The 23705-nt window shown below is 39.1% G+C and carries 19 protein-coding genes; 11 read left to right on the plus strand and 8 right to left on the minus strand.

The window, feature by feature from the left end; all coding sequences use genetic code 11:
- Positions 1–305: 305 nt before the first annotated feature.
- Entirely contained in the window at positions 306–1097 is a 792-nt protein-coding gene (locus VB740_RS08895; protein ID WP_323199674.1) for a fasciclin domain-containing protein, read from the minus strand.
- Positions 1098–1825: 728 nt separating this feature from the next.
- On the opposite strand from VB740_RS08895, the gene VB740_RS08900 reads away from it, so the two are divergent.
- The 4 genes from VB740_RS08900 to VB740_RS08915 all read left to right on the plus strand — a co-directional run bounded on the left by VB740_RS08900 (position 1826) and on the right by VB740_RS08915 (position 7205).
- A complete protein-coding gene (locus VB740_RS08900; protein WP_323199675.1) occupies positions 1826–2620 on the plus strand; it encodes a glutathione S-transferase family protein in 795 nt (264 codons plus the stop codon).
- A gap of 145 nt (positions 2621–2765) precedes the next feature.
- Entirely contained in the window at positions 2766–4496 is a 1731-nt protein-coding gene (locus VB740_RS08905) for an ATP-binding protein (RefSeq protein WP_323199691.1), read from the plus strand.
- Positions 4497–5069: 573 nt separating this feature from the next.
- Positions 5070–6053, plus strand: coding sequence for an RNA polymerase sigma factor, RpoD/SigA family (locus tag VB740_RS08910; protein WP_323199676.1), 984 nt, complete (start codon positions 5070–5072; stop codon positions 6051–6053).
- Between the two features lie 450 nt (positions 6054–6503).
- Complete coding sequence (locus VB740_RS08915) at positions 6504–7205, plus strand: hypothetical protein (protein ID WP_323199677.1); 702 nt, start codon at positions 6504–6506, stop codon at positions 7203–7205.
- Positions 7206–7213: 8 nt separating this feature from the next.
- Here VB740_RS08915 and cobO read toward each other — a convergent pair whose 3' ends face one another.
- From cobO to VB740_RS08930, 3 genes are all read right to left on the minus strand, one after another.
- Positions 7214–7891: a cob(I)yrinic acid a,c-diamide adenosyltransferase gene (cobO, locus tag VB740_RS08920; RefSeq protein ID WP_323199678.1), complete on the minus strand. Its 678-nt coding sequence runs from the start codon at positions 7889–7891 to the stop codon at positions 7214–7216.
- 432 nt (positions 7892–8323) lie between these two features.
- Positions 8324–8779, minus strand: a complete 456-nt coding sequence (locus VB740_RS08925) for a GFA family protein (RefSeq protein ID WP_323199679.1) — start codon at positions 8777–8779, stop codon at positions 8324–8326.
- 60 nt (positions 8780–8839) lie between these two features.
- Complete coding sequence (locus tag VB740_RS08930; protein WP_323199680.1) at positions 8840–10105, minus strand: plasmid pRiA4b ORF-3 family protein; 1266 nt, start codon at positions 10103–10105, stop codon at positions 8840–8842.
- Positions 10106–10300: 195 nt separating this feature from the next.
- On the opposite strand from VB740_RS08930, the gene VB740_RS08935 reads away from it, so the two are divergent.
- The 3 genes from VB740_RS08935 (at position 10301) to VB740_RS08945 (ending at position 17549) form a co-directional block, all read left to right on the plus strand.
- Complete coding sequence (locus tag VB740_RS08935) at positions 10301–10837, plus strand: nucleotidyltransferase family protein (RefSeq protein ID WP_323199681.1); 537 nt, start codon at positions 10301–10303, stop codon at positions 10835–10837.
- A 185-nt stretch (positions 10838–11022) separates the two neighbouring features.
- Entirely contained in the window at positions 11023–16443 is a 5421-nt protein-coding gene (locus tag VB740_RS08940) for an AAA family ATPase (protein ID WP_323199682.1), read from the plus strand.
- Positions 16444–16889: 446 nt separating this feature from the next.
- Entirely contained in the window at positions 16890–17549 is a 660-nt protein-coding gene (locus tag VB740_RS08945) for a nuclear transport factor 2 family protein (protein ID WP_323199683.1), read from the plus strand.
- A 199-nt stretch (positions 17550–17748) separates the two neighbouring features.
- Here the strand turns inward: VB740_RS08945 and VB740_RS08950 are convergent, their stop codons facing one another.
- Together VB740_RS08950 and VB740_RS08955 are read right to left on the minus strand one after the other, a co-directional pair.
- Positions 17749–18186 carry a (2Fe-2S) ferredoxin domain-containing protein gene (locus VB740_RS08950; RefSeq protein ID WP_323199684.1) on the minus strand — a complete coding sequence of 146 codons (438 nt, stop codon included), beginning with the start codon at positions 18184–18186 and terminating at the stop codon, positions 17749–17751.
- A gap of 181 nt (positions 18187–18367) precedes the next feature.
- Positions 18368–19048 (minus strand): GntR family transcriptional regulator, encoded by a 681-nt coding sequence (locus VB740_RS08955; protein ID WP_323199685.1) that lies wholly within the window; start codon positions 19046–19048, stop codon positions 18368–18370.
- A gap of 89 nt (positions 19049–19137) precedes the next feature.
- Between VB740_RS08955 and VB740_RS08960 the strand changes: the two genes are divergently transcribed.
- The 4 genes from VB740_RS08960 to VB740_RS08975 all read left to right on the plus strand — a co-directional run bounded on the left by VB740_RS08960 (position 19138) and on the right by VB740_RS08975 (position 22849).
- Complete coding sequence (locus VB740_RS08960; RefSeq protein ID WP_416289510.1) at positions 19138–20760, plus strand: 2-isopropylmalate synthase; 1623 nt, start codon at positions 19138–19140, stop codon at positions 20758–20760.
- Positions 20761–21085: 325 nt separating this feature from the next.
- Positions 21086–21502, plus strand: a complete 417-nt coding sequence (locus VB740_RS08965) for a KTSC domain-containing protein (RefSeq protein ID WP_323199686.1) — start codon at positions 21086–21088, stop codon at positions 21500–21502.
- Between the two features lie 224 nt (positions 21503–21726).
- Positions 21727–22212 carry a molybdenum cofactor biosynthesis protein MoaE gene (locus tag VB740_RS08970; RefSeq protein ID WP_323199687.1) on the plus strand — a complete coding sequence of 162 codons (486 nt, stop codon included), beginning with the start codon at positions 21727–21729 and terminating at the stop codon, positions 22210–22212.
- Between the two features lie 316 nt (positions 22213–22528).
- Entirely contained in the window at positions 22529–22849 is a 321-nt protein-coding gene (locus VB740_RS08975) for a hypothetical protein (RefSeq protein WP_323199688.1), read from the plus strand.
- A 27-nt stretch (positions 22850–22876) separates the two neighbouring features.
- Here the strand turns inward: VB740_RS08975 and VB740_RS08980 are convergent, their stop codons facing one another.
- Together VB740_RS08980 and clpS are read right to left on the minus strand one after the other, a co-directional pair.
- Entirely contained in the window at positions 22877–23218 is a 342-nt protein-coding gene (locus VB740_RS08980; RefSeq protein ID WP_323199689.1) for a DUF2103 domain-containing protein, read from the minus strand.
- A 5-nt stretch (positions 23219–23223) separates the two neighbouring features.
- Entirely contained in the window at positions 23224–23550 is a 327-nt protein-coding gene (clpS, locus tag VB740_RS08985; protein ID WP_323199690.1) for an ATP-dependent Clp protease adapter ClpS, read from the minus strand.
- Positions 23551–23705: the final 155 nt, after the last annotated feature.

Consider the following 23705-nt stretch of genomic DNA (forward strand, 5'->3'; position numbering starts at 1 on the left):
TACTTGGTAATGTCTGTGTTTTTCTCGCCTCAATTACTACTAGCTAGGCAGTTACAATATTTTCATAAATCAAATATGATTCCTATATAAAGACTTATCATTTAGGCTGAGGCGAGAGCAAGGACACGCAAAGAGATTTTAATAGCCGAACTTAATATCAATCTGCTCTAATTTGTAGACGGGGTTGCTAATTTAACTCACTTTTATTACAAAAAAACCGTCCAAAATAACATCTGAACGGAATTTTTTCCTATTAATATTTTATGTCAACCTAGTCCGCTACAGGTTGTACTGATACTGAAAAACTACAAGTCAGGAGGTAAAATAACCTGATCAATTGCGTGGATTACACCGTTGCTGCCTGTGATATTTGCCTGTGTCACTCTAGCATCATTGACAGTTACACCGGTAGCAGGATCAACCTTAACGTTGATTGCGCCACCTTCAAGGCTTTTAACTTCGCCAGACTTTAAATCAGTGGACAATACCTTACCAGGTACCACATGGTAAGTTAAAATCTTGAGCAATACTTCTTTGTTGGCTGGGTTTAACAATTCTTGCAAAGCATCTTGTGGCAACTTAGCAAAAGCTGCATCAGTGGGTGCAAAAAGAGTTAAGTTATCTTTGCCTTGCAAAGCTCCAGTCAACCCTGCTGCTTTTAAAGCCTTAGTTAAGGTGGTAAAAGAAGCATTTGACTCTGCCAACGCTAACAAGTTCTTACCTTGATTGTCGGTTGCCCCTGGTGCTGGTGGAGTTGTAGGAAGTCCTGGGGTAGTGCCTGGAGTGCTGGGTGTTGGCTCAGTAGGTGTAACACTACCACCCCGGTTATAAGGAGGCTCGTTGAAAATACTTGGTCTGGGATTTAGCGTTCCACCACTTTGCTGCGCTACTTCTTGGCGTTTGGTATTGCCTTTTTCTATTGGGGAAGCGTTTGCTTGAAGGCGTTGACCCTGGTTATAAGGGGCTTCGTTGAAAATACCGGGATTAGGATTTAGTGCGGATTTCGCATCAGATGGTAAGGTAATCAGAAGGTTGAAACTAGTAAATCCTGCTATGCCTGCCAACGTGGTCAGCAATTTGCTGTAATTTGTCTTCATAAATTTTGTTTGTCTTTTTGTCCACACATTACATAAAGATTTATAACATTTTGCTATGCACAAAATCTAACTTAAGAAGGAAGTAAAATTATTCTTCCGAAGAGTTTGTGTTGAAGAGGTTAAATATCTAACTTCGGCTCAGGCTTAACAAGGATGAAATATACTTACCATATATTTCATGTAAATTAAGTAGATTTTCTCCATCACAGCAAAAGGATTTAAAAAGCCTCATTTGGTGTAGCGTTAACTCTAAGAAAGTGTAAAAATCTTATATTTATATTTACAAGTTATGATTTACAACAAGATTTGATAAAGAGTCTGATTTAAAGTAATTTTTGATACAAACAACATGCGACTTAATGGTTGATTCAAAAATCTTGAATTATTTTTTATGGTGTAAAAGCTATAGTATCTAAAATCAACCATTAGCAACACAGCAAAAATCCAGTAATCAAGTACCTAGATATCTTGAAAGTAGGCTAAGAGTTACGGAAATTAAAGTAAGTGCTGAATAATCACGACTAAGCAACTAAAGTTATTTAATCATTTAAGATTTTAATCTCTCAAAAAATAATATTTTTTAATCGATTTATTTTGCCCAAAATCATGTATAAGTTCAATTCTAATGTGAATTAGATTGAGAATAATCAACTAATGTCAAGAAAAATTACTTGAACTAAAGATACAATTGTAAAGTTCAGAAGTTGACCAGTTACAAGGTATACAAAATGCTGGAATTATACCAATGGGAACTATCTCAATACTCAGAAAAAGTGCGCCTAATTCTAGATTTTAAAGGGCTAGATTACCGCAAAATAGAGGTTACGCCTGGGATTGGACAGGTAGAATTGTTCCGATTGACTGGTCAAAGACAAGTTCCGGTATTAAAAGATCGGAACAAGTATATTGTGGATTCTACGGAAATAGCTAAGTATTTAGACTTAGAGTATCCTGATCGCCCAATAATACCGCAAGATCCCAAAAAACGGGGTTTAACTTTATTAATAGAAGAATGGGCTGATGAGTCCATAGGCGTCAAAGGTCGCAAAGCACTATTTGCAGCGATAAGTCAAGATCAAAATTTCCGCAAGTCTTTATTACCGACCTCGACACCAGATATATTTAAAAGTCTTGTTGAAGGAGTACCTAGTGACTTCCTCTCAGTGTTGGGTTTTGGCGTAGGTTATAGTCCAGATATGATCAAGTCAGCGATCGCATCCTTAAAACAAGACTTGGAAGCAGTAACGTTATTATTGGCAGATAGTCCTTATTTAACAGGAGATGAGCCAACTTTAGCTGACTTGGCAGTGGCTGGCTTATCGATATTGCTCAAGTTCCCGTCTGGCCCTTATTTAGATTTACCAGCTTCTATTAGAGGTAAAGGATTGCCAATCTTTGCAGAGAATATAGATTATGAACCATTCTTTACTTGGCGCGATCGCCTTTACGCCCAATTCCGCAAACCATTAATCAGTACCACTCCACCAACGGGAAGTGCGCCAACCTCGATTCAGATTGACTAGGTAATGGGCATGGGGCATGGGGCACTTGTACTGAGCGTAGTCGTTGGCGAAGCCTCTCGTAGAGAAGTATTGGGCATTGGACATTGGGCATTGGGCATGAAGAAAATGACAAATGACAAATGACTAATGACTAATGACTAATAAAATGAATTCAGGACAGCCATTAGGTTCGGTTATTCAAGGTTCTCTAACTGAAGGTTTAGAAGTACGATTGCATCCTGACATTTCTGTAGAAGATATGCGGGTGGGTAAGTTTCTTGTTGTGCAAGGGATGCGATCGCGCTTTTTTTGTATGCTGACAGATGTAGCATTGGGAGCTGCTAATGCCCGAATTATTGCTAATCCTCCTAGTTGGGAAGACACTTTTTTGCGAGATGTTTTAGCCGGAAGTGGTACATACGGTACTATCAACCTCGCACCGATGTTGATGTTCACTCCCGAAACTGAAGAATCTTTTTCCCCAACAAATGGCAAATCGACAAACCCCTTCCTCCCATCAGTGACGGGTTTGGCTTCATTTGTGCCCCAAACCAGTACTACGATGGAATTGTTGCCTGTTAAAACTATTCCTAGCCACTTTAGCCAAGTTTACGAAGCAAGTGTTGACGATTTTCGCCGGGTCTTTGGTTGGGAAGATGACCCCCAAAGGCGCAATTTTTCTATCGGCAAACCTTTGGATATGGATGTGCCCGTTTGCATAGATTTAAACCGCTTCGTAGAACGGAGTAATGGGGTTTTTGGGAAATCTGGTACTGGTAAATCCTTTCTAACACGGTTACTTTTAGCTGGGGTTATCCGTAAAAATGCGGCGGTAAATTTGATTTTTGATATGCACTCTGAGTATGGCTGGGAAGCTGTCGCAGAAGGGAAGAACGTAAATACCGTTAAGGGATTAAAGCAACTTTTCCCCAGCAAGGTGGAAGTTTACACCCTCGACCCAGAATCGACAAAGCGCCGGGGTGTGCGTGATGCTCAAGAACTCTATTTGAGTTACGAGCAAATTGAAGTTGAAGATATTAAGTTATGTAGTCGAGATTTAGGACTCTCTGACGCAGCCCTAGATAACGCCAATATTCTATATAGTGAGTTTGGCAAGTCTTGGATTGTCCAACTGCTGAACATGACTAACGAAGAAATCGAGATGTTCTGCGACGAGAAGCGCGGACACAAAGGCTCGATTATGGCATTGCAGCGCAAACTCTTGCGGATGGACAGTTTGAAGTACATGCGAGCAGTTTGCCCCCAGAATTATATTAGTAAAATTGTCCAGTGTCTGGAATCTGGGAAGAATGTTGTGATAGAATTTGGTTCCCAGTCTAATATGCTCTCTTATATGTTGGTGACAAATATGATCACCCGACGTATCCACGAGCATTACGTAAAGAAAGCAGATAAATTCCTGCAAAGCAAAAATCCTAGCGATCGCCCGACGCCATTGATGATTACCATTGAAGAAGCGCACCGTTTCCTTGACCCGGCTATCGTCCAAAGTACTATATTTGGGACTATTGCCCGGGAATTGCGGAAGTATTTTGTCACACTTTTGGTAGTTGATCAACGCCCATCAGGAATAGATAATGAAGTTATGTCCCAGATTGGGACTCGCATTACCGCTTTGCTTAATGACGAAAAAGACATTGACGCGATTTTCACAGGTGTATCTGGTGGTAGCGGACTGCGATCGGTATTGGCAAAGTTAGACTCTAAGCAACAAGCTTTAATTTTGGGTCATGCCGTTCCGATGCCAGTAGTAGTACGTACCCGTCCTTACGACGCAACTTTTTACGAAGAAATTGGTGAACCAGCCTGGGAAGAAAAACCCGACGCAGAAGTATTCGCTGCGGCTGAACTAGCCAAAGCTGACCTTGGATTCTAAATAGTCATTTGTCATTGGTCATTAGTTATTGGTCAAATAATCAGTCATAACCAATACCCCATGCCCAATGCCCAATGCCCCATGCCCAATTCGTAACATCCCTCCATCCTCACAGCAAATTTAGTTCGGTTATCCGGCTAGTTTCTGGCAACAGAAGAGGAGTTTTTGGCGTCACTATAGATATAGTCAGTAATTTCAAGGAAGTTTATTTTTTTGCAAACGGGCAATTTTGAATTATAATTAGAGACTTTATCTTAAGATACTTTACTATCTGCCTGATTTATCGTACTATAAAGATAAGTGGAACTCATACCGACTTCGGATTTCCAGTTACTGTCAGTAACTGCCTAAAAGAAGAATTCTCAAAAACAACCAGCGTGCTTATATAAAGATTGAAAATTTAGGGAAGGTAGGGGAACCTATCATTGGGAGCTAACCGTCTGAAAAACGGCTAGATCAATTGATAATTACTTTTGATAGCTCCCGATATTTCGTGATAGATGTACTACCTTCCTCCATCCATTTTAGTAAGAAAACATACATTGTGTTTACGGAGTAGAGGAAAACGCACCAATGCCTACTGTCAACACCCAAACGGAAAACCTCAATACCAGATTCACCGCTGATATGGTGCGAACCTATCTGCGAGAAATTGGTCGTGTACCACTGCTAACCCGTGAACAAGAGATTGTCTATGGAAAGCAGGTGCAACAAATGATGAAGTTCATCGACGCCAAAGAAGCTTTAGCGAAGAAACTGCACCGCGAACCGGATATGTCAGAATGGGCTGACCACGTTCAACAATCGGAAACCGAGATCCAACAAACGGTGGCGCAAGGTAAGCGGGCAAAGCAAAAAATGATCGAAGCGAATTTGCGCTTGGTTGTTGCTATTGCTAAAAAGTACCAAAAGCGGAATATGGAGTTTCTGGATTTAATCCAGGAAGGAACACTAGGATTAGAAAGGGGTGTAGAGAAATTTGACCCAATGAGGGGTTATAAGTTCTCGACTTACGCTTACTGGTGGATTCGCCAAGCGATTACCCGGGCGATCGCTCAACAAGGTCGCACCATCCGGTTACCGATCCACATTACGGAGAAACTGAATAAAATCAAGAAAGTGCAGCGCGAGTTGGCTCAAACCTTAGGGCGATCGCCTACTCCAGCCGAAATTGCCAAAGAACTGGAACTAGAACCTGCTCAGATCCGCGAGTACCTGAACATGGCGCGTCAACCAGTGTCTTTGGATGTTAAAGTTGGCGATAATCAGGATACTGAGTTGCAAGAAATGCTCGAAGATAGCGGCCCATCGCCAGAGTATTACACCAACCAGGAATTCTTGCGTCAAGACTTGAACAACCTGCTAGCAGAACTAACCCCGCAACAGCGAGAAGTTTTAGCCCTACGCTTTGGTTTAGAAGATGGTAACGAAATGTCATTGGCGAAAGTTGGTGAGAGATTGAATCTCAGCCGGGAACGCGTCCGCCAGTTAGAGCATCAAGCTTTGGCTCATCTGCGTCGCCGTCGTGCCAATGTTAAAGAATACGTTGCTAGTTAAAACGAGAGACGCGAAATACCGCGTCTTTCCACCACCTTGGTGATGCGCCCCCTGAATTCAGGGGGCGATTTTTTTATGCTGATAACTAGGAAAAATATTTGGATTTTATACTGTAGTTTTACGGGGGTACATTTGAGAAAATAATGACAGTAATTTTCATTTATTAAAAAGCAAAAAACAAGATGCCAAAAAACCGAGATTAATTGAGAGTTGTTAATTTATGATTAACCTCACCCAATGGGATGAATCTATTGGATGAAGAATAAAGGCTCTAACTGATGCTAATCTAAGATTGTTGAACTAAATTAAATAAAAACTTTAGTTTTTGACAGTTTTCTTTTTTGGACAATAGTAATATAAGTCGTTAACAAAGTCTTTGACAATTAAGACTTGGTTATGATGTAAGTAAGTTCTAGAGAACTTAGTTAGTTTTTTAACAGGAGAAGTAGGGTGCTTAACAACCTTCATCAGTTCTTATCTCCCCGTCAGTGGGGAATTTCCCTAGCGGGCTTAGGCTTACTTCTCGGTTTGGGCTTTATAGCCAGGCAGACTCAAGTAGTACCGATTACAAATTCTCCACTATCATCGGCTCAGATTCAGAAACCCTCTGAAAATTCTCTTTTGTCGAAGCTAAGAAAAGTTAGAGAGCAGAGAAGTCAACTCAATGCAGCTTCTGGAGATAGAGGGCTTTTTGCCCATAAGAGCGGAAAAATATTACCTACAACTACAGCCTTGGTTCCAGGTTCTGGCGGAACTACAAAAGGGGCAAAAGCTTTACCAAAAGTGACTTTTCCTGTAAAAGATGGGGTTTACCTCTATGGTCAATCCCCAAAATCAGACCAGCTTGGTCAAGGTTACATCATATTTCAAAAGCAGCAGGACAAGGTAACGGGTGCATTGTATATGCCCCAATCAGAGTTTAATTGTTTTCAGGGTACACTCAACCCATCAGGAGAGTTGGCGATGACGGTTAATACTTCGTCAAATGAAGCCAGTTCTACTCAGTCGAATCAGGTAGCTGCAAGCAATGGACTACCTAAAGTTGGTGAAGATGAGTTTAACTCTTATGCTTACTCGTTGGCTCTGCAAGACTTTTATCGGTTAAATTCTATTACTGCTAGCGATCGCCGCACGTTGCAAATGTGCAAATAATCTCGAAGTTAATACTCAATTCCTGGTTGTGCTTTAACGCCTTGATCGCGGAAAGGGTGCTTAATTAAAGTCATTTCGGTTACAAGGTCAGCACACTCAATTAAAGCAGCTGGTGCGCCTCTACCTGTGAGAATAACGTGCTTATTAGCTGGTTTTTGCGCCAAACCTGCTAAAACATCATCTACTTCTAAATAAGACATTTTCAGGGCAATATTGATTTCATCCAACAACACCAGATGAAAGTCTGGGTTGCGGATGTATTCTAATGATTTCTCCCACGCGGCGCTAGCTTTATCAAGATCGCGATCGCGGTCTTGAGTTTCCCAGGTGAAGCCTTCGCCCATTGCGTGAAATTCTATCTGGTCTTCCCAATAGCTGAAAACCCTTTTTTCGGAAGGTTCCCAACTACCTTTGATAAATTGGACGATCGCAACTTTATACCCGTGGCCTAGCGATCGTAACACCATCCCTAAAGCCGCAGTAGTTTTACCTTTTCCGTTACCAGTATTTACAATAATTAATCCTTTTTCTGGTACAGCTTGCGCTATGCGTTGATCCTGTACTTCTTTGCGCCGCTGCATTTTTTTGCGATACTGTTCATCAGTCAAAGATGAAGACATGACTTCATCAATCAAGCGCCCAATCTCTTGGTCTGTGTTTAATTCTTCTGGTGTATCGTTTTTCATCAATCTTGTTTAGAAATTAACTGTTAAAAATGCTGACAATGAACCAAAATATTGTTTTTTATCCAATTTTACTTAAATAAGAAAATGTCCAATAATTTTCAGATGAAATATTAATACTATGTAAGCTTTTATTAACATGATTTGCAGACAAGTATAGAAAAAACTATGATATACAAACTGAACTTATGATTTTAGTTTATTATTACTATTTTAAAGAATTTAACATGTTAATTAAGGCACTTTACGAGGAAAATTTTGTCATTATCTTGTTTTGTATAGTAATGAGTTATATTACCAACCGAGGGTACTCGCCTGGCTTGGGTGGGGACGCGATCGCAGCCTTGAGAATGCGTTACCTGTTCTATTTAGTTTAACTATTTATAGAATATTATCTTAGGATTTGTCGGGATAGTGCTGTAGGGTGTTATGGGTTTATGGATGCTGTTGTGTCCATTTTTCCCACAGAGGGCGCATATCCTCTGGTTGCCCATCATAATTGAGCAATTGGTCTGAAATTATCACCCATGATTGGGCATTGCGTGTCCAAACGTTCCCAACTGGGCGTAACCAACTTGTATTATCTAAGGTTCCGGGTTTAACGTTAATAGTATTTGGGTTATAAGTCCGTTCATGGAACAATCGTGTTCCGCAATCACCGCAGAACAAGTTATTTATTTCGCGTCCGCTATCAGCTTTGCGAGTCCAAGCTTTCGGTTGTCCCTGAACAATTACAACAGCATCTCGTGGTACTGTAAAAGACATTCCAAAGGCACTAGACGATTGTTTTTGACACTCTTTACAGTGGCATACGTAGAGAGTTAACGGTTCGGCATGAATTTCATAACGAATCTGTCCACATTGACAACCTCCAGTATATGGAAGACTCACAGGTTGCATCTCCTTTAGAATTTGGTGTTGCCTAATTATAACTAATGCTATCTCATCCCATTATTCATCTTTATCTGATTCATCATCTTCACTCCAATACTGTTGAGGTGCATTTCCGTGAACTTCTAAAATCTTTGGTTTTTTGATCTTATTATCAGGCGGATTAATTGCTTCTAACTGCACATCAAATTTCCAATTATCACCAAAATCATAAAGATAGGTCATTTTAGCCCCCGGTTCTAGAGACAAATCACCAATCTGCACTTGGTCGGCAAATGGGGGGATTTCCATATAGGGATGACCTATTTTGATTGTGCGACCAAAACGGTCTTTATAACTAAACTCATATAAGTGGTCATAGTCAAAATCAAAAGCATCGAGAATTGTTTCTGCTAGCCAGCCTAATGGTTTTTTCGCTGGTATGGCAATGCGTCTCCAAGCCTGAAAAATAGATACTTTAAAAATATAAATACCATCAATAAAGCCTTGCTTTGGAACAAATAAATTATTCTCCCATTCTGGAAAAAATGGTTGAAAATGTGACTGCAATTTTCCAAAAGTCACATTGACATCATCCTGCAATTCTCCTCGTATACCTAGCGGAAATAGCAATTGCAACAGAGCATCACCAAAGGGCAAGCGTTGTAAACTAGTAATGCGCCACCCCTTGCCTTCTTGTGGTTTCCCTTGCTTGATTGATATCAATCCAAATAACTCTAATAGAGCAACATTATGCAGACCAGGGTAATAACTAATATCGTGTTGGTATTCATATTTAGGAAACTTTAAACCTTTATCTGGAACGCGGGGCCAAAGCTGAATACATCTAAATAAATTACCGAATGAGTCTTGATGCTCACCCAAAATTTCGTTATTTCCCCAAATTAACCAAGCTTCTAATAAGTTGAAATAGCGTTCTGTTGGGTTGAGATTTGACCATGATTCTAAGGTGGCTGCGTCTAATACTAAAAATTGCTTCTTACCTTGGGATCTAATTTGGGCTATTCCAGAACTGCGTAATAACAGATAGAGTCCATTAATGTAAGGGTATGATTTCTGTACAGGGCGTTTTAGTTTAATTTCAATTGGGTAACTTAACCGAGAATTAAGTTCTGATAGTACTTTCAGTGGTAGAAGGTTATTAACACTACTAACTTCCACCCCATTTGCTTGCAAAAAATCTATCAGGGTTTGAAAGTCATGCAAAATCGTACCGGGTTGATTTTCATCAATGCTGAGTTCTTCTAGGAGTTTTTGTTGTGACTCTGTTAAGGAAGGCAGTTCAGGATTGAGTGTGCGTTCTAGCCGCGCAAATAAATCTTCCATAAATAAAAATTTAAAATTTTAAATTCACAATTTAACCTTCCGTAAAACCCTGTTCTCTTTATACTATGACTTCAGCAGTTACCCTCATAAACCTTAACTTGCCAAGTGTCGCAGTAGGTCTATCAAGACCGTAAGCTTAATGAGATGTGAATGATAATATTTTCACCTTATACTTGACAATCCCAGGAATTTGATATGAATAGTAACACTCGTCTACAGATGATTTTAGCGGATACACCTATTGATACAGTATTACCTGCGATCGCTCAACTAAATTTACCTAACTGGTGGTTAGCCGGGGGTGCAGTCCGAAACACAGTTTGGTCTTCAATTTTTGGTAATGAGTGTGGGTTAGGTATTAAAGATTTTGATATTGCATTCTTTGATATAGAGGGAAACCGTTCTCAGGAACTAGCAGCAAAGGCGACTCTCACAGAACAATTTCCTCATGACCAGTTTGATGTCAAAAATCAAGCCAGTTTTGCTCGGTGGCGGCTTGGTAGCAGACCTTACACTAGTACAGAGGATGGCATCACAGATTGGCTGCACACTGCTACTGCTGTCGGAGTTCGGCTAGATACACAAGGCCAATGGCAATTTTTTACTCCCTACGGGTTAGATGACCTTTTTGGTGGCATTATTCGACCTACGCCAGCACATACTCATAACTTAGATGCTCATAATAAGGCATCTGGATTTTTACAAAAGTGTCCTTATCTGCGGTTGGCATAAAAATTACAGTCAGGCTGTAGCCATTGGTTTTCGTTACAAGGGAAATCAGCTTTTTAATTTACAACCCTTGGATACGGAATCGCAATGTTAATAATTTTCTACATACTGGGAATAATTAAAATAGAACCCCTTTCATGACAAGACGAGGGGTGATGCTAATTTTGTAATTTGATAGTCATAAATCAATGCCAAATCGTACTGGATACCAAATCAACTCGACTCTCCACGAAGGAATCCAAACAATTATTTATCAAACACAAATGCCAAAGACGCAACAGCGAATTATCCTCAAGTTGCTTAAAAATGAATACCCTACCCTCGAAGCCTTTACTCGTCTTAAAAATGAGTATCAAATTCAGCAGAGTTTAGACCATCCCAACATAGTTAAAGCTATCAGTCTAGAAACCTTTGAAAATCGTGTGGGGCTGTTGTTAGAAGACTTTGGTGGTCAGGCTTTAGACCAACTTATACAGATAGAAAAACTTGACTTAATTAAGTATTTAAACATTGCTGTTCAACTGACTAAAGCTCTAGCTTATTTGCATAAACACCAGATTATTCATAAAGATATAAAACCTAGTAACATCATCATTAACTCCCAGACAGGTATTGTTAAACTCACTGATTTTGGTATAGCCTCCCGCCTCAATAAAGAAAATCCTCAGTTTACTAACCCTAACTGCGTTGAAGGCACACTTGCCTATATGTCTCCTGAACAAACTGGGAGAATGAATCGCATTCTCGATTATCGCACTGATTTTTATTCTCTTGGTGTGACTTTGTATGAAATGCTTACCAAGAAAACACCATTTTTTAGCCAAGATACCCTAGAAATAGTTTATAGTCACATTGCTGTTCAACCAATAAAACCGCAGTCAGTAAATCCAAAAATTCCTGCCATCGTCTCAGAAATTGTGATGAAGCTGATGGCGAAAAATGCAGAAGATAGATATCAAAGTGCCACAGGATTATTAGCAGATTTAGAATTATGTCTCAACCAGTTAGAAACTAAAAATACAATTACTGAGTTTGTACCAGGTCGTTTAGATGTCTTAAGCCAGTTATTAATTCCTCAAAAATTATATGGCCGTGAGGAACAAGTTAATGAACTCTTAGCTGCATTTGAGCGCGTTACATCTGGAACTAGTGAAATGATGCTAGTTTCTGGTTATTCTGGTATTGGTAAATCAGTTCTAGTCAACGAAGTTAATAAACCCATTACTCGCAGACAAGGGTACTTTATTTCTGGCAAATTTGACCAATTAAAGCGAAATATACCTTATGCTTCTTTAATTCAAGCTTTTGCTTATTTAATGCGATATTTGCTGACAGAAAATAATGAAAAAATAGAAATATGGCGTAATAAAATATTATCAGCTTTAGGAACAAACGGAAAAGTTATTGCTGACGTAATTCCAGAAGTAGAGCTAATCATTGGTACACAGCCTGAAATTGCCCAAATTGGGGCAACAGAATCACAAAATCGCTTCAACCGGGTTTTTAAAGAATTTATCCAAGTCTTTACCCAAAAAGAACACCCCTTAGTCATCTTTCTAGATGATTTGCAATGGGCAGACTCAGCCACATTGAATTTAATTCAATTGCTAATTACTGATACAGATAGCAAACATCTGTTATTTATTGGGGCATATAGAGATAATGAAGTTAGTCCGGCACATCCTTTAATCCAAAAAATAGAAGAAATTAAAAATACTGGCACAGTTGTCAATAATGTTGTCTTGCAACCTTTAAATTTAGAGAATGTAACTCAGCTAGTTGCAGAAACTCTACAAAAAACAGAATTTAATCATGATCCGCAAAACAGACTATTTGATAATCAAATTATCCAACTAGCTGAATTAATTTCTAATAAAACAGGCGGCAACCCATTTTTTATAACACAACTAATTCAAGCACTTCATCAAGAAAAACTTTTAACATTTGATTTCATTAATGCTAAATGGCAGTGGAGTTTAGAGGATATCCAATCAATCGGAATTACCGATAAAAATGTAGTTGAACTGGTTGCAAGTCGAGTTCAAAAGCTACCAAAGCTCACCCAAGATGTTTTAAAACTAGCGGCTTGCGTGGGTGACAGATTTAGCTTGGATGTTTTATCAATAGTCAATGAAAAATCGGCTTCTTTGACAGCAAATGATTTACACTCGGCTTTGCAAGCAGGATTAATTCTACCTTTAAGTGAAGCTTACCGTATTCCTTTAGTTTTTAATCAAGAAGAAGCGGCTAATTTAAATTTCGACACTTCACGAGTGGGTTACAAGTTCTTGCATGACAGAGTGCAACAAGCAGCATATTCGTTGATTCCAGAAGAACTAAAGAAATCTACTCACCTGAAAATTGGGCAATTGCTTCTGCAAAATATACCTAAGGAGGAAATAGAAGCTAATATTTTTGATATTGTCAATCAGTTGAATGTAGGTATTGTTAACCTGATAGAGCAATCTGAGAAAACTGATTTGGCACAATTAAATTTAATTGCAGGGCGAAAAGCTAAAGCTTCTACAGCTTACGAAGCTGCTCTTAAGTACTTCACAAATGGGATAGAACTTTTAAATATAGATGCTTGGCAAACTGAATATACTTTAACTATAGGTTTATATGAAGGAGCCGCAGAGGCAGCCTATCTGGGCGGTAATTTTGAGCAGATGCAACAATGGGCTAAGGTGGTGCAGCAAGAAGCCAAAATCCTTTTAGATAAAGTTAAAGTCTATGAAGTACAGATTATCGCTTCTATTATTCAAAGCAAACAACTAGAAGCCATCAAAATAGCAGTATCAATTCTACAATTGTTAGGAATAAATTTTCCAGATGAACCGACATCATCTGATTTTCAACAGGGGATGGATGAAATTACTGCTTCTTTGAAAGAGAAAATCATTGCAGATTTAATTAACTTACCATTAATGACCGACCCTAACAAGATTGCAGCCATGAGAATCTTAATGGGGGTTCTCCCTGCGGCTTTTCAAACTGCTCCTGCAATGATGCCAATTATTGTCTGTAAAATGGTTAATTTGTCCTTAAAGTATGGCAATACGGCTGTATCTGCCTATGGTTATAGCCTTTATGGATTAATTCTTTGTGGAGTTCAAGGAGAAATTGATTCTGGCTATGAATTTGGTAAATTGGCTTCAAGTCTAGTGTCACAATTTGATTCTCAAGAACTCAAGGCTAAGATTCTGACGGTTGTCAGCGCTCATGTTATGCATTGGAAAGAGCATGTTAGGGAAACATTAACATCATCAATGGCAGGATATTCTAGTGGACTAGAAACCGGAGATTTAGAATATGCTGGCTATTGTGGTTATATTTATCCCTATCATTCATTTTGGCTGGGTAAAGAACTTTGGGTTCTGGAAAAAGAACTGGTAGCTTATTGTGATTCGCTGAAAAAAATCAATCAACAAGTAGCTTTCACTTGGAACTCAGTATATTTACAAACAGTTTTAAACTTGAAAGGAAATTTTGAAAATGCGGACTGTTTAATTGGAGAAGCCTACGACGAGCAAAAGATGCTGCCAATTCATCAGCAAGTAAATGATCTCTACACAATTAATCATTTATTTGTTAATAAACTAATGCTTTCTTACATATTTGGAGAGTACTTTAAAGCTGTAGAAAATGCTGCGATCGCAGAAAAATCTTTAGGTGGTGTTACAGGGTTGTTTGTTGTTCCACTGTTCTATTTTTACGATTCTTTAGCTCAACTGGCAATATATCATACTGCTAAAGAGTGTGAGAAGCAAGCTATTCTAGAAAAAGTCCACGCTAATCAGCAAAAGATGGAACTCTGGGCTACTCATGCTCCCACAAATCACTTACACAGATTTTATCTCGTGGAGGCAGAACGGTATCAGGTTTTGGGTCAAAAGCTGGAAGCGATGGACTACTATGAGAACTCTATTACTAAATCTCAAGAAAACGGTTTTCTCCAAGAAGAAGCTTTAGCTTATGAGTTAGCAGGAAAATTTTATCAGTCTCTAGGTAAAGAGTTAATTCATCAAACGTATATAACTAAAGCTTATTATGCCTATATTCGTTGGGGTGCGATCGCTAAAGTTAAATACTTAGAATCAAAGTATAGTTTTCTTGTAGGACAAACTACTACTATAGAAACTACTACTTCAAAAATAGATACAATTCACTTTACCACTACTACAACTAATAGTAGTTTAAGCGATTTTTTGGATTTTAATGCATTCATCAAGTTTTCGCAAGCGATTACTAATGAAATTATTTTAGAAAATTTGTTGAGCAAGCTCATCAAAATCTTACTAGAAAATGCTGCTGCACACAAGGCAGTCCTACTTTTACTTAAAGATAATCAACTATACATCGAAGCTTCTGGAAATGCTGCTGATGATGTAGTGACAGTTTTAAGTTCTATTCCTGTTGAAAGCTATCAGGGTTTACCGCTTTCTGTGATTAATTATGTTTTTCGCACTCAGCAATATGTTGTATTAAATGATGCGATAATTACAGAACCTTTTAATCTTGATATTTATATTCAGGAATCTAAAACAAAATCAATCTTTTGCTTACCCATTATTTACCAATCACAGCTTACTGGCATTATTTATTTAGAAAATCAGTTATCATCAGGAGCTTTTGTTCCAGAAAGGGTAGAGGTATTAAAAGTCTTAGTTTCTCAAATGGCTATTGCCATACAAAATGCCCGGTTGTACACAAGAGAACAAGAAAAATCTAAAGAATTAGAACAATCAATAAAAGATTTACAAGAGGCACAACTACAACTTATCCAAAGTGAAAAAATGTCTTCCTTGGGTAATTTAGTCGCAGGTGTAGCACACGAAATAAACAATCCAGTTGGTTTTATTACAGGTAGTATAGCCCAAGCAAAAGATACTGTTAAGGATTTAATAGACTATCTGCAACTGTATCGAGAAAAATTTCCAAATCCTGGTGTTGAAATTGAGGAAAGAGCCGAAGAAATAGATATAGATTTCTTACTAGAAGATTTACCCAAAATGATTGACGGTATGACAGTAGGGACACAGCGCATTCGTAATATTAGTACTTCCCTCCGTACTTTTTCACGGGCTGATACTACCTCTAAAGTATTAGCTAATATCCATGAAGGCATTGATAGTACTTTATTAATTTTACAGCATCGTCTAAAAGCTGATCATAATCGTCCGGCAATTCAAATTATTAAGCAGTATGGAAATATTCCATTAGTGAAATGCTATTTAGGGCAATTGAATCAGGTGTTTATGAATATTATTGCAAATGCAATTGATGCTTTAGAAGAAGCAAATATTGGTCGTAGTTTTATGGAAGTTCAAGAAAATTATCCTAATGCTATTACTATTTTAACTAATATAGAGGAAAGTAATAATCTGATAGTTAAGATTAAAGATAATGCTAAAGGGATGCCAGAAGAGGTTAAATCCTGTATTTTTGAAAATTTATTTACTACTAAATGTGTAGGAAAAGGTACAGGATTAGGATTATCTATTAGTCGCCAAATTATAGTAGAAAATCATGGTGGAAGTTTGATTTGTGAGTCAGTCTTAGGACAAGGAACAGAATTTATAATTTCTATCCCTGTTTCGGGAAAATAATTTCTCATACTAGAGGCGCATTAGCAAAGCTATATCCGCAGATACCCGGCTTATTTGAAAAGCCGGGTATCTGCGGATATCACGAAAGTTTCAATATTGCTATAGTAATTCTATTGGAGTTTTAAAAAATTGTAGAATAAAGATTATTTTGCTGTTAGCAAATTATATAAATAATAACTTTATTACTTAATCAAATCAACACAAATTTGGTGATAATTAACACTCGTAATTTTATTATTCATCTGTTATAACTGATTACATACAACAAATCTTGTACTATCTTTTTTATTTAGTAGTAAATTGATTTTCTAGCTGATGTAAAAGTAAGCTTTAGCTAAAATCAAAGAATTTTAGCTAGGTTTTTATAAGCAAACAAAATCAGTGAGAATTTGATTTTACAGCAAGTTACAAGATGCAAAAATTGTAAAAATTAAGGTGGTTATCCTGTGGAAAAAAGAAGAGAAACTGGGCGAATAGTTCCAAAAGCTATTTCGTTTTTGTTAAATCGTGTAACATTGCTTGTGCTTGCAGTTACTCTTGTGCTGTTTATTGGAGGTAGGTTTGAGATAGCAAGTGCAACTCAACCTAATGCAGAATTAGAGATTCAAAAATTAACATCCTGTTACGCGCTGGGAACTGACGCTATTGGTAGAGGAAACCTTCTAGAGGGAAAGAATATTTATCGGGATTGTTTTACTCAAGATTCAGTCCTCACTGCTATTTTTCCTGATGGGGCAAGTGAAACACGTTATGGGACAGATTCTTGGGCTGATTTTGTCTATTCAGTATTTCAAGGAAATGGATATCAAGCTACCCAACACTTGATAGGTACGATAAATATTTCAGTTCAAAATAATCAAGCAAGAATGACCTCTTACCTCCATGCGACTCACAAACGCTCGGAAACCAGCATTGATGTCGCTAATGGTACTTATGAAGATCAAGTTGTTAAAACAAATGGGCGCTGGAAAATTCGTAATCGTACCCTTAAACTTATCGATTTCTTGAATCTCAGTTCCCCAACTACTACTTCCTCAAGCACTAATGCCCGAAGTGCTAATTCCTCAAGTGCTTTGGTAATACCAAATATACCTCATTTAAAGTAGTAATCGTTCAGAGATGAAGTGTGGTTAAATATTCTTCACTTCCATTGTGGTTTGCTAAAAAGGTCAGGAGTGAATATTTTAATTCACTCCTTTTTACTTTGCCGCTTCACCGAACTATATTGCAATACAAAATACGTTTTTATATTCAATAATTTAGAGAGAAAAATAACCGAATTTTTGGTTTAATAAAGCTGCAAAATCAGCCTTTTTTCTGTTTAATACGTGAGTAGAGAAGTTCGCGTAGGCGTAGCCCGTCGTAGACATCGCACCGAGGATTTACAATTAAGCATGGACTATTACCGCCACTTCCATTATTTACAATAACGACAGTAATACCAGCTTTTGGGCAAACTCCTAAACAACTGGTGCTAACTACCCGAAATTCACCCCATAATCCCTCAAGTTTTAAACGAGATTTTAACCAATTCTCTAAGTCTTCGGAAGCCGTTGAGCGTGATTGTTCGTTTGTACATTGGGAACATACAAGCACTACAGACTCCCATCGGGGAGAAACGCTGGGAATAGATGTGTCTAACGGGCGAGAATTTATTAAGGGTGATGTCTGCTGAGAATCGGATGCAAACTTCTTGAAGATACGTTGGAGCAATCTTTTAATACGTTGGATCAGTTTTTTCATGGACGATCCTATTTATTTCTCTGAACAACTTAAAAAGACCTCTCCCTGGTTTTACTACGTAAAACCGTCCCTCTCCGAGGCGGAGAGGGATAAACTTGAACTTTAGTAGAGGTTTGTTGAACAGGATAGTGGGAATTTCCGGTTTAGTCTGTTCTAGTAGATCATTTAGTTCCAACAAGAATCAGCGTTTCTGAGCAATTTGCTGCAAGTATGCAATTAGCTGTTCTCCTGCGGTGTCGATGTGTCGTTTTAGTAATCTGACAGCAGCTTTTGTATCCTGCTTTTGACAAGCATCTAGGAGTTGATAGTGTTCCTTTTGCGATCGCTCTTGGTAATCCATCTGCGCTAATTGTACGCGAACATAGCGATCGCAATTCACGTGTAAAGTTTTAATCATCGCCAGCAACCGGGGACGTTCAGCAGTGGCGTACAGCGTCGCATGAAATTCCCAGTTGAGTTTTGCCAACACACCTGCATCAGTTGCTTGATCTGTCGCTTCCAGAATCACAGCAGCTTTTTCTATATCTGTTTCCCTGAACTTAGGTATTGCCAACTGCATCGCTTTCACCTCTAAAGCGCTGCGAATTTCACAAATTTCTTGCGCCTCTTGTGCTGTCAACACCGATACAATCGCACCACGATTTAAATGCAGTGTTACCAATCCTTCTGCTTCTAACTGCTTCAAGGCTTCGCGCACGGGAATACGACTAACGCCAAACTGAGTGGCGATTTCATCCTGTCTCAAGGATTGTCCTTCCTGAAAAATGCCGCCCAGAATTGCTTCCCGCAAAGCATCGGCAATTAAATCTGGGGTACTGCGTTGTTGTTGCAGCACATTCGCTGCTAAGTCATTTAAGTTCATATTGGATATTGTATACAAAATGCAGAAGATTGTATACAATATCCAAAGTAAGATTTTCCAACATCCCTTCAATACCACGGGAGACATTTATGAGCATCGCATCTCAACCAGACCGAATTATCATCTTCGACACCACGCTACGGGATGGCGAACAGTCACCGGGCGCAACCCTCAATGTAGAAGAGAAATTAGCGATCGCTCATCAACTAGCTCTCCTTGGTGTCGATGTGATTGAAGCCGGTTTTGCCGTTGCTAGTCCGGGAGATTTTCAAGCTGTCAAAACCATTGCTGAACAAGTAGGAATACCCGGTGGGCCAATCATTTGCAGTTTAGCCAGAGCCATACGCCAGGATATTCACGCCGCCGCCGAAGCTTTGAAGGGCGCGGCTCGTCCCAGAATCCACACAATGATTTCTACCTCTGATATTCACCTGAAATATCAGTTGAAAAAGTCTCGTAGCGAAGTATTAGCGATCGCATCAGAAATGATTGCCTATGCTAAGTCGTTTGTAGACGATGTAGAATTTTCACCGATGGATGCTAGTCGCACTGAGCCAGAGTTTCTTTATCAAGTTTTGGAGGCAGCGATCGCAGCAGGTGCAACTACAATCAACATTCCTGATACCGTTGGTTACTGCACACCCAAGGAAATCGGAAATCTGATTCAGGGAATTCGAGAACATGTTTCCAATATCGATGGGGTGATTCTTTCGATTCACACCCAAAATGATTTAGGTTTGGCGACAGCTAACGCTTTGGCAGCAATTGAATATGGCGTGCGTCAGGTGGAGTGTACCATTAATGGCATTGGGGAACGAGCAGGCAATGCCGCATTAGAAGAGATTGTCATGGCCTTGCAGGTTCGCAAACCCTTTTTCAATCCTTACTTTGGTCGTCCGGTTGATGCCGATACACCCCTGACTAATATCAAGACTCAGGAGATTTATAAAACCTCATCCTTGGTTTCCCAATTAACAGGAATGCTGATTCAACCCAATAAAGCGATCGTGGGAGCAAACGCTTTCGCCCATGAGTCTGGTATTCACCAAGATGGGATTATCAAGCACCGCGAAACTTATGAAATTATGGAAGCTGCTGCGATCGGGTTGCCAGAAAATCGCATTGTTTTAGGCAAGCACTCTGGACGAAATGCTTTTCGTACCAGACTCAAGGAATTAGGGTTTGAATTGAACGAGGCAGACTTGAATAAAGCCTTCAATCGGTTCAAAGATGTCGCCGATAAGAAAAAAGAAATCTCAGATTGGGATTTAGAAGCGATCGTTCGAGATGAAACGCAGATTCAAGTAGAAAGTGGCTTCCAAATCGAACACGTCCAGGTAATTTGTGGTGACTGCACTTGCCCAACTGCAACCATTACAATTGTTACCCCCGATGGCAAAATCCTCACGGATGCGAGGGTAGGCACTGGCCCAGTGGATGCGGTGTATCAAGCAATCAATAAATTAGTGGAAATACCCAATCAACTGATTGAATTTTCTGTCCAATCTGTGACTGGAGGAATTGATGCATTGGGAACAGTTACAGTTCGCTTGAAGCATCAAGAGCAGATATTCTCTGGACAAGCATCTGATACTGATATTGTGGTAGCCGCGGCTTACGCCCATATAAACGCCCTGAATCGTCTTTATCGTTACTTGCAAACTGAGATATCTCAGTTTCATCAGACAGAATCTGCTGTTGTATCTGGGTAGATTGGGAAAGTAGCGATCCAATATTTGGGGAAAAGGGAAAGGCAAAACCTTTAACCCTTAACCTTTACCCTTTACCCCAAACCCGATTCCGAGTTAAAAATGCTTAACCGAGAAGTATTGAGTAGCGATCAACCCAGTAGAGACGCAAAATGGCACTGGGCTTTGCCCCGTAACGCTTTCGCGTCTCTACATAGCTGAAATTCTCTCTTGGTAAAAAAAACTTGACATCAAAGTGCTTTAATAGTACATTTGTATTATTAAAGCACTTAAGTGTTACATAAAACTTTAACACTCCCGACTACGCTAACAGGAGAGTACACAATTAATGAAGCTATCTAAGGTAGACTTAAGCAGTTTAGTAGCGATCGCTCACTCTGATGGATATTTGCAGTTGTTGCTTGATCGAGGTAACGAACTAGAGTTTTTGGAAATTCCGGCACCTGTACAAGCTTATGAAGGATTGCAAGAACTGAACGAGGTTATCGCCGAAACGCCTGCACTACCCTTTGAAGAAGAACCAATCGCTATGTTACCAGTTAGCTCATCAATGGCGATCGCTGTAGGTTATGATCGCGACGAACAAATTTTGCAAGTTAATTTTCAAAGTGGAGCGGTTTATCAGTACTTAGGCGTAGATGAAGATACTTGGGAAGATTTACAATCTTCTAACTCAATTGGCAGCTTTTACAATCAAGAGATTAAAGGTAGATATGGCTGCGATCGTCTAGATAATGCAGATTAGACTATTGACTAATAGATATCTGGTGAAAATGAATGTAGAGACGTTGCATTGCAACGTCTCTACAAGGGTTTCAGGTAACGCATAATTAATTTCTGGAGATGTCTAATAACTGCATGTAGGGTTTTCAATAATTCTACGTTGTGTAGGGTTTGGTTAAAAAAGCTGTATATTTATCTGTTTTGTTCAGAGACAATAGAAAAAGCCCAGATAATACAAACGCAGTTATGACGACTACACTTACCTCTGCTGTTAAACCAAGAGCCGAAGATAGTTTTGCCATTACCTTTGCACCATTGTCTCTTGAAGAAATCTACGCTAAGTCTGACGATCCAGCCAACGGTGCTGTGGTTGTGATGAGTGGTATGGTTCGCAATCAAACTGATGGTAAACCTGTAATTGCTCTAGAGTATCAAGCTTACGAACCTATGGCATTGCAGATATTTTATCAAATTGCTGCTGATATTCGCTTATCTACGCCTAATGTGAATCGAGTAGTGATTCATCATCGCACTGGACGTTTGCAAGTTGGAGAAATTAGCGTTTTAGTCGCAGTAGGTTGTCCTCATCGGAGCGAGGCGTTTGAAGCTTGCCAGTATGCTATTGATACTCTCAAACATAATGCCCCCATTTGGAAGAAAGAACACTGGGAAGATGGTTCTAGCTGTTGGGTAAGTATTGCTGCTTGCGAAGCATCAGGAGACAATTGTTGAATAAATACTGTGATTTACTTTAGTTTAAAAACGAACTGAGGCAATTTGTGATAGATTTATTGATTTGCGTAAAAAATACGCAATTTTTTTATTTGTCCAAAATCTTAACTAATTAGTAATCTCTAATTCTCAAATGCCTACTTAACAGAAATATTTAATTTTTATTAAAAATATTTAGATTTCCAAAACAACAATTTTTGTTGCATTTGTTTACATAAATTGCATGACTCTATTGAGGTTTGTAAATATTTTGTATTTCTACAAGGAATATTCCTTTAGACTGATCTTCAACAGAAAAATGTGGGGATAAACACAAATGCATTCGTTAAATATATTTTGTCACGAATTTGTAGTTGCTGTTTCCTTTGTAGCTTGCATTGTTGGACTGCTGTTACTGTGGGACAGAAAGCAGCAAAAAAATGATGTGGAAGAAACAGAGCGGATTTTATTTAGAATGAGCTTTACTTACTGGCTAGTTTACTGTGTAGCCTTTGGTATAGAAAAAATACTTTTACCGGACTCGGAATCTGTACTCATGAGTTTGAGAATAACAACGGCTCTATCATATTTCTTAACTTTTTCTTGCATCGTCAGTCTGCCACTACACAAATTTGCAGTACACCGTGTTGAGGAATAGTCATGGCGGATAGGGCATTGGATATGATTATCTCATAGCGATCGCTAATGCCATTTCCAATTCTGGCTGCGCCAAAGGTGTCAAAATAAATACTTCTTGTACTGTCTTCCCCTGCCGTGCAATTACTTTATAGCCGCCACGAATCGGTACTGAGACACGCAGTTGCATTTTTGGACAATGGCCTCTTACCCGCCCAATGACTCCCGGCGTCACGGTTTGGATGCCATCGTGCTGACAAAGACGTTCTAAAATGGGGATTAGACCATCAAGGTGTGTCGAGTGATTCCAAACCAGTCTGCCAGCTTTTTGCGTTCGCGTAGCGTCTCGTAGAGAAGCCGCTCGGAGGGAATCTACGGTGGGTTTGCCCATAATAATTAAGCTGCTTCTAGAGGTGCCATTGTCAAACCTGCTCGGCGCAGCTGCTGATGATAGAGTTCCGCAGGTTCTTGGGGGCCAACCCAAACGATCGCTTGACCTTCATAGTGTACCTGATTAGTCAGATCCCACGCGCGATCGCCAGTCATACCGGGAATATATTTCATCAAACATTCAGCCACATGTTGGAATGTATTAAAATCATCGTTTAATACAATCACTTTGTAATTCGGATAAGTCTTACGGGTAACTTGATCAGACTGTTTAGGAGCTACAGTTGGTGCTGTGGCCATCCCGTAAACATCTGCTGAAAATATCGTAATCATAGAACAATTAGTCAAGAATATTTTACAAAACTACACTACAAGTAACTAGTTTAGTTCATTGTCATTAGTCATTTGTCCGTTGTTCGTTGTCCTTCACAAATAGACTTCTTGCATAAGTCGGGAAAAGGGGAAGGGGAAAAAGTTCTGTATTGTCC

The sequence above is a fragment of the Nostoc sp. UHCC 0251 genome, from assembly GCF_034932245.1.
Classification (GTDB): domain Bacteria; phylum Cyanobacteriota; class Cyanobacteriia; order Cyanobacteriales; family Nostocaceae; genus Nostoc.

Coding starts and splice junctions, on each gene's coding strand:
- VB740_RS08895 (WP_323199674.1), bottom strand. CDS start 1,097: ATGAAGACAAATTACAGCAAATTGCTGACCACGTTGGCAGGCATAGCA.
- VB740_RS08975 (WP_323199688.1), top strand. CDS start 22,529: ATGCATTCGTTAAATATATTTTGTCACGAATTTGTAGTTGCTGTTTCC.
- VB740_RS08905 (WP_323199691.1), top strand. CDS start 2,766: ATGAATTCAGGACAGCCATTAGGTTCGGTTATTCAAGGTTCTCTAACT.
- clpS (WP_323199690.1), bottom strand. CDS start 23,550: ATGATTACGATATTTTCAGCAGATGTTTACGGGATGGCCACAGCACCA.
- VB740_RS08940 (WP_323199682.1), top strand. CDS start 11,023: ATGCCAAATCGTACTGGATACCAAATCAACTCGACTCTCCACGAAGGA.
- VB740_RS08960 (WP_416289510.1), top strand. CDS start 19,138: ATGAGCATCGCATCTCAACCAGACCGAATTATCATCTTCGACACCACG.
- VB740_RS08935 (WP_323199681.1), top strand. CDS start 10,301: ATGAATAGTAACACTCGTCTACAGATGATTTTAGCGGATACACCTATT.
- cobO (WP_323199678.1), bottom strand. CDS start 7,891: ATGAAAAACGATACACCAGAAGAATTAAACACAGACCAAGAGATTGGG.
- VB740_RS08955 (WP_323199685.1), bottom strand. CDS start 19,048: ATGAACTTAAATGACTTAGCAGCGAATGTGCTGCAACAACAACGCAGT.
- VB740_RS08970 (WP_323199687.1), top strand. CDS start 21,727: ATGACGACTACACTTACCTCTGCTGTTAAACCAAGAGCCGAAGATAGT.
- VB740_RS08950 (WP_323199684.1), bottom strand. CDS start 18,186: ATGAAAAAACTGATCCAACGTATTAAAAGATTGCTCCAACGTATCTTC.
- VB740_RS08910 (WP_323199676.1), top strand. CDS start 5,070: ATGCCTACTGTCAACACCCAAACGGAAAACCTCAATACCAGATTCACC.
- VB740_RS08900 (WP_323199675.1), top strand. CDS start 1,826: ATGCTGGAATTATACCAATGGGAACTATCTCAATACTCAGAAAAAGTG.
- VB740_RS08965 (WP_323199686.1), top strand. CDS start 21,086: ATGAAGCTATCTAAGGTAGACTTAAGCAGTTTAGTAGCGATCGCTCAC.
- VB740_RS08930 (WP_323199680.1), bottom strand. CDS start 10,105: ATGGAAGATTTATTTGCGCGGCTAGAACGCACACTCAATCCTGAACTG.
- VB740_RS08980 (WP_323199689.1), bottom strand. CDS start 23,218: ATGGGCAAACCCACCGTAGATTCCCTCCGAGCGGCTTCTCTACGAGAC.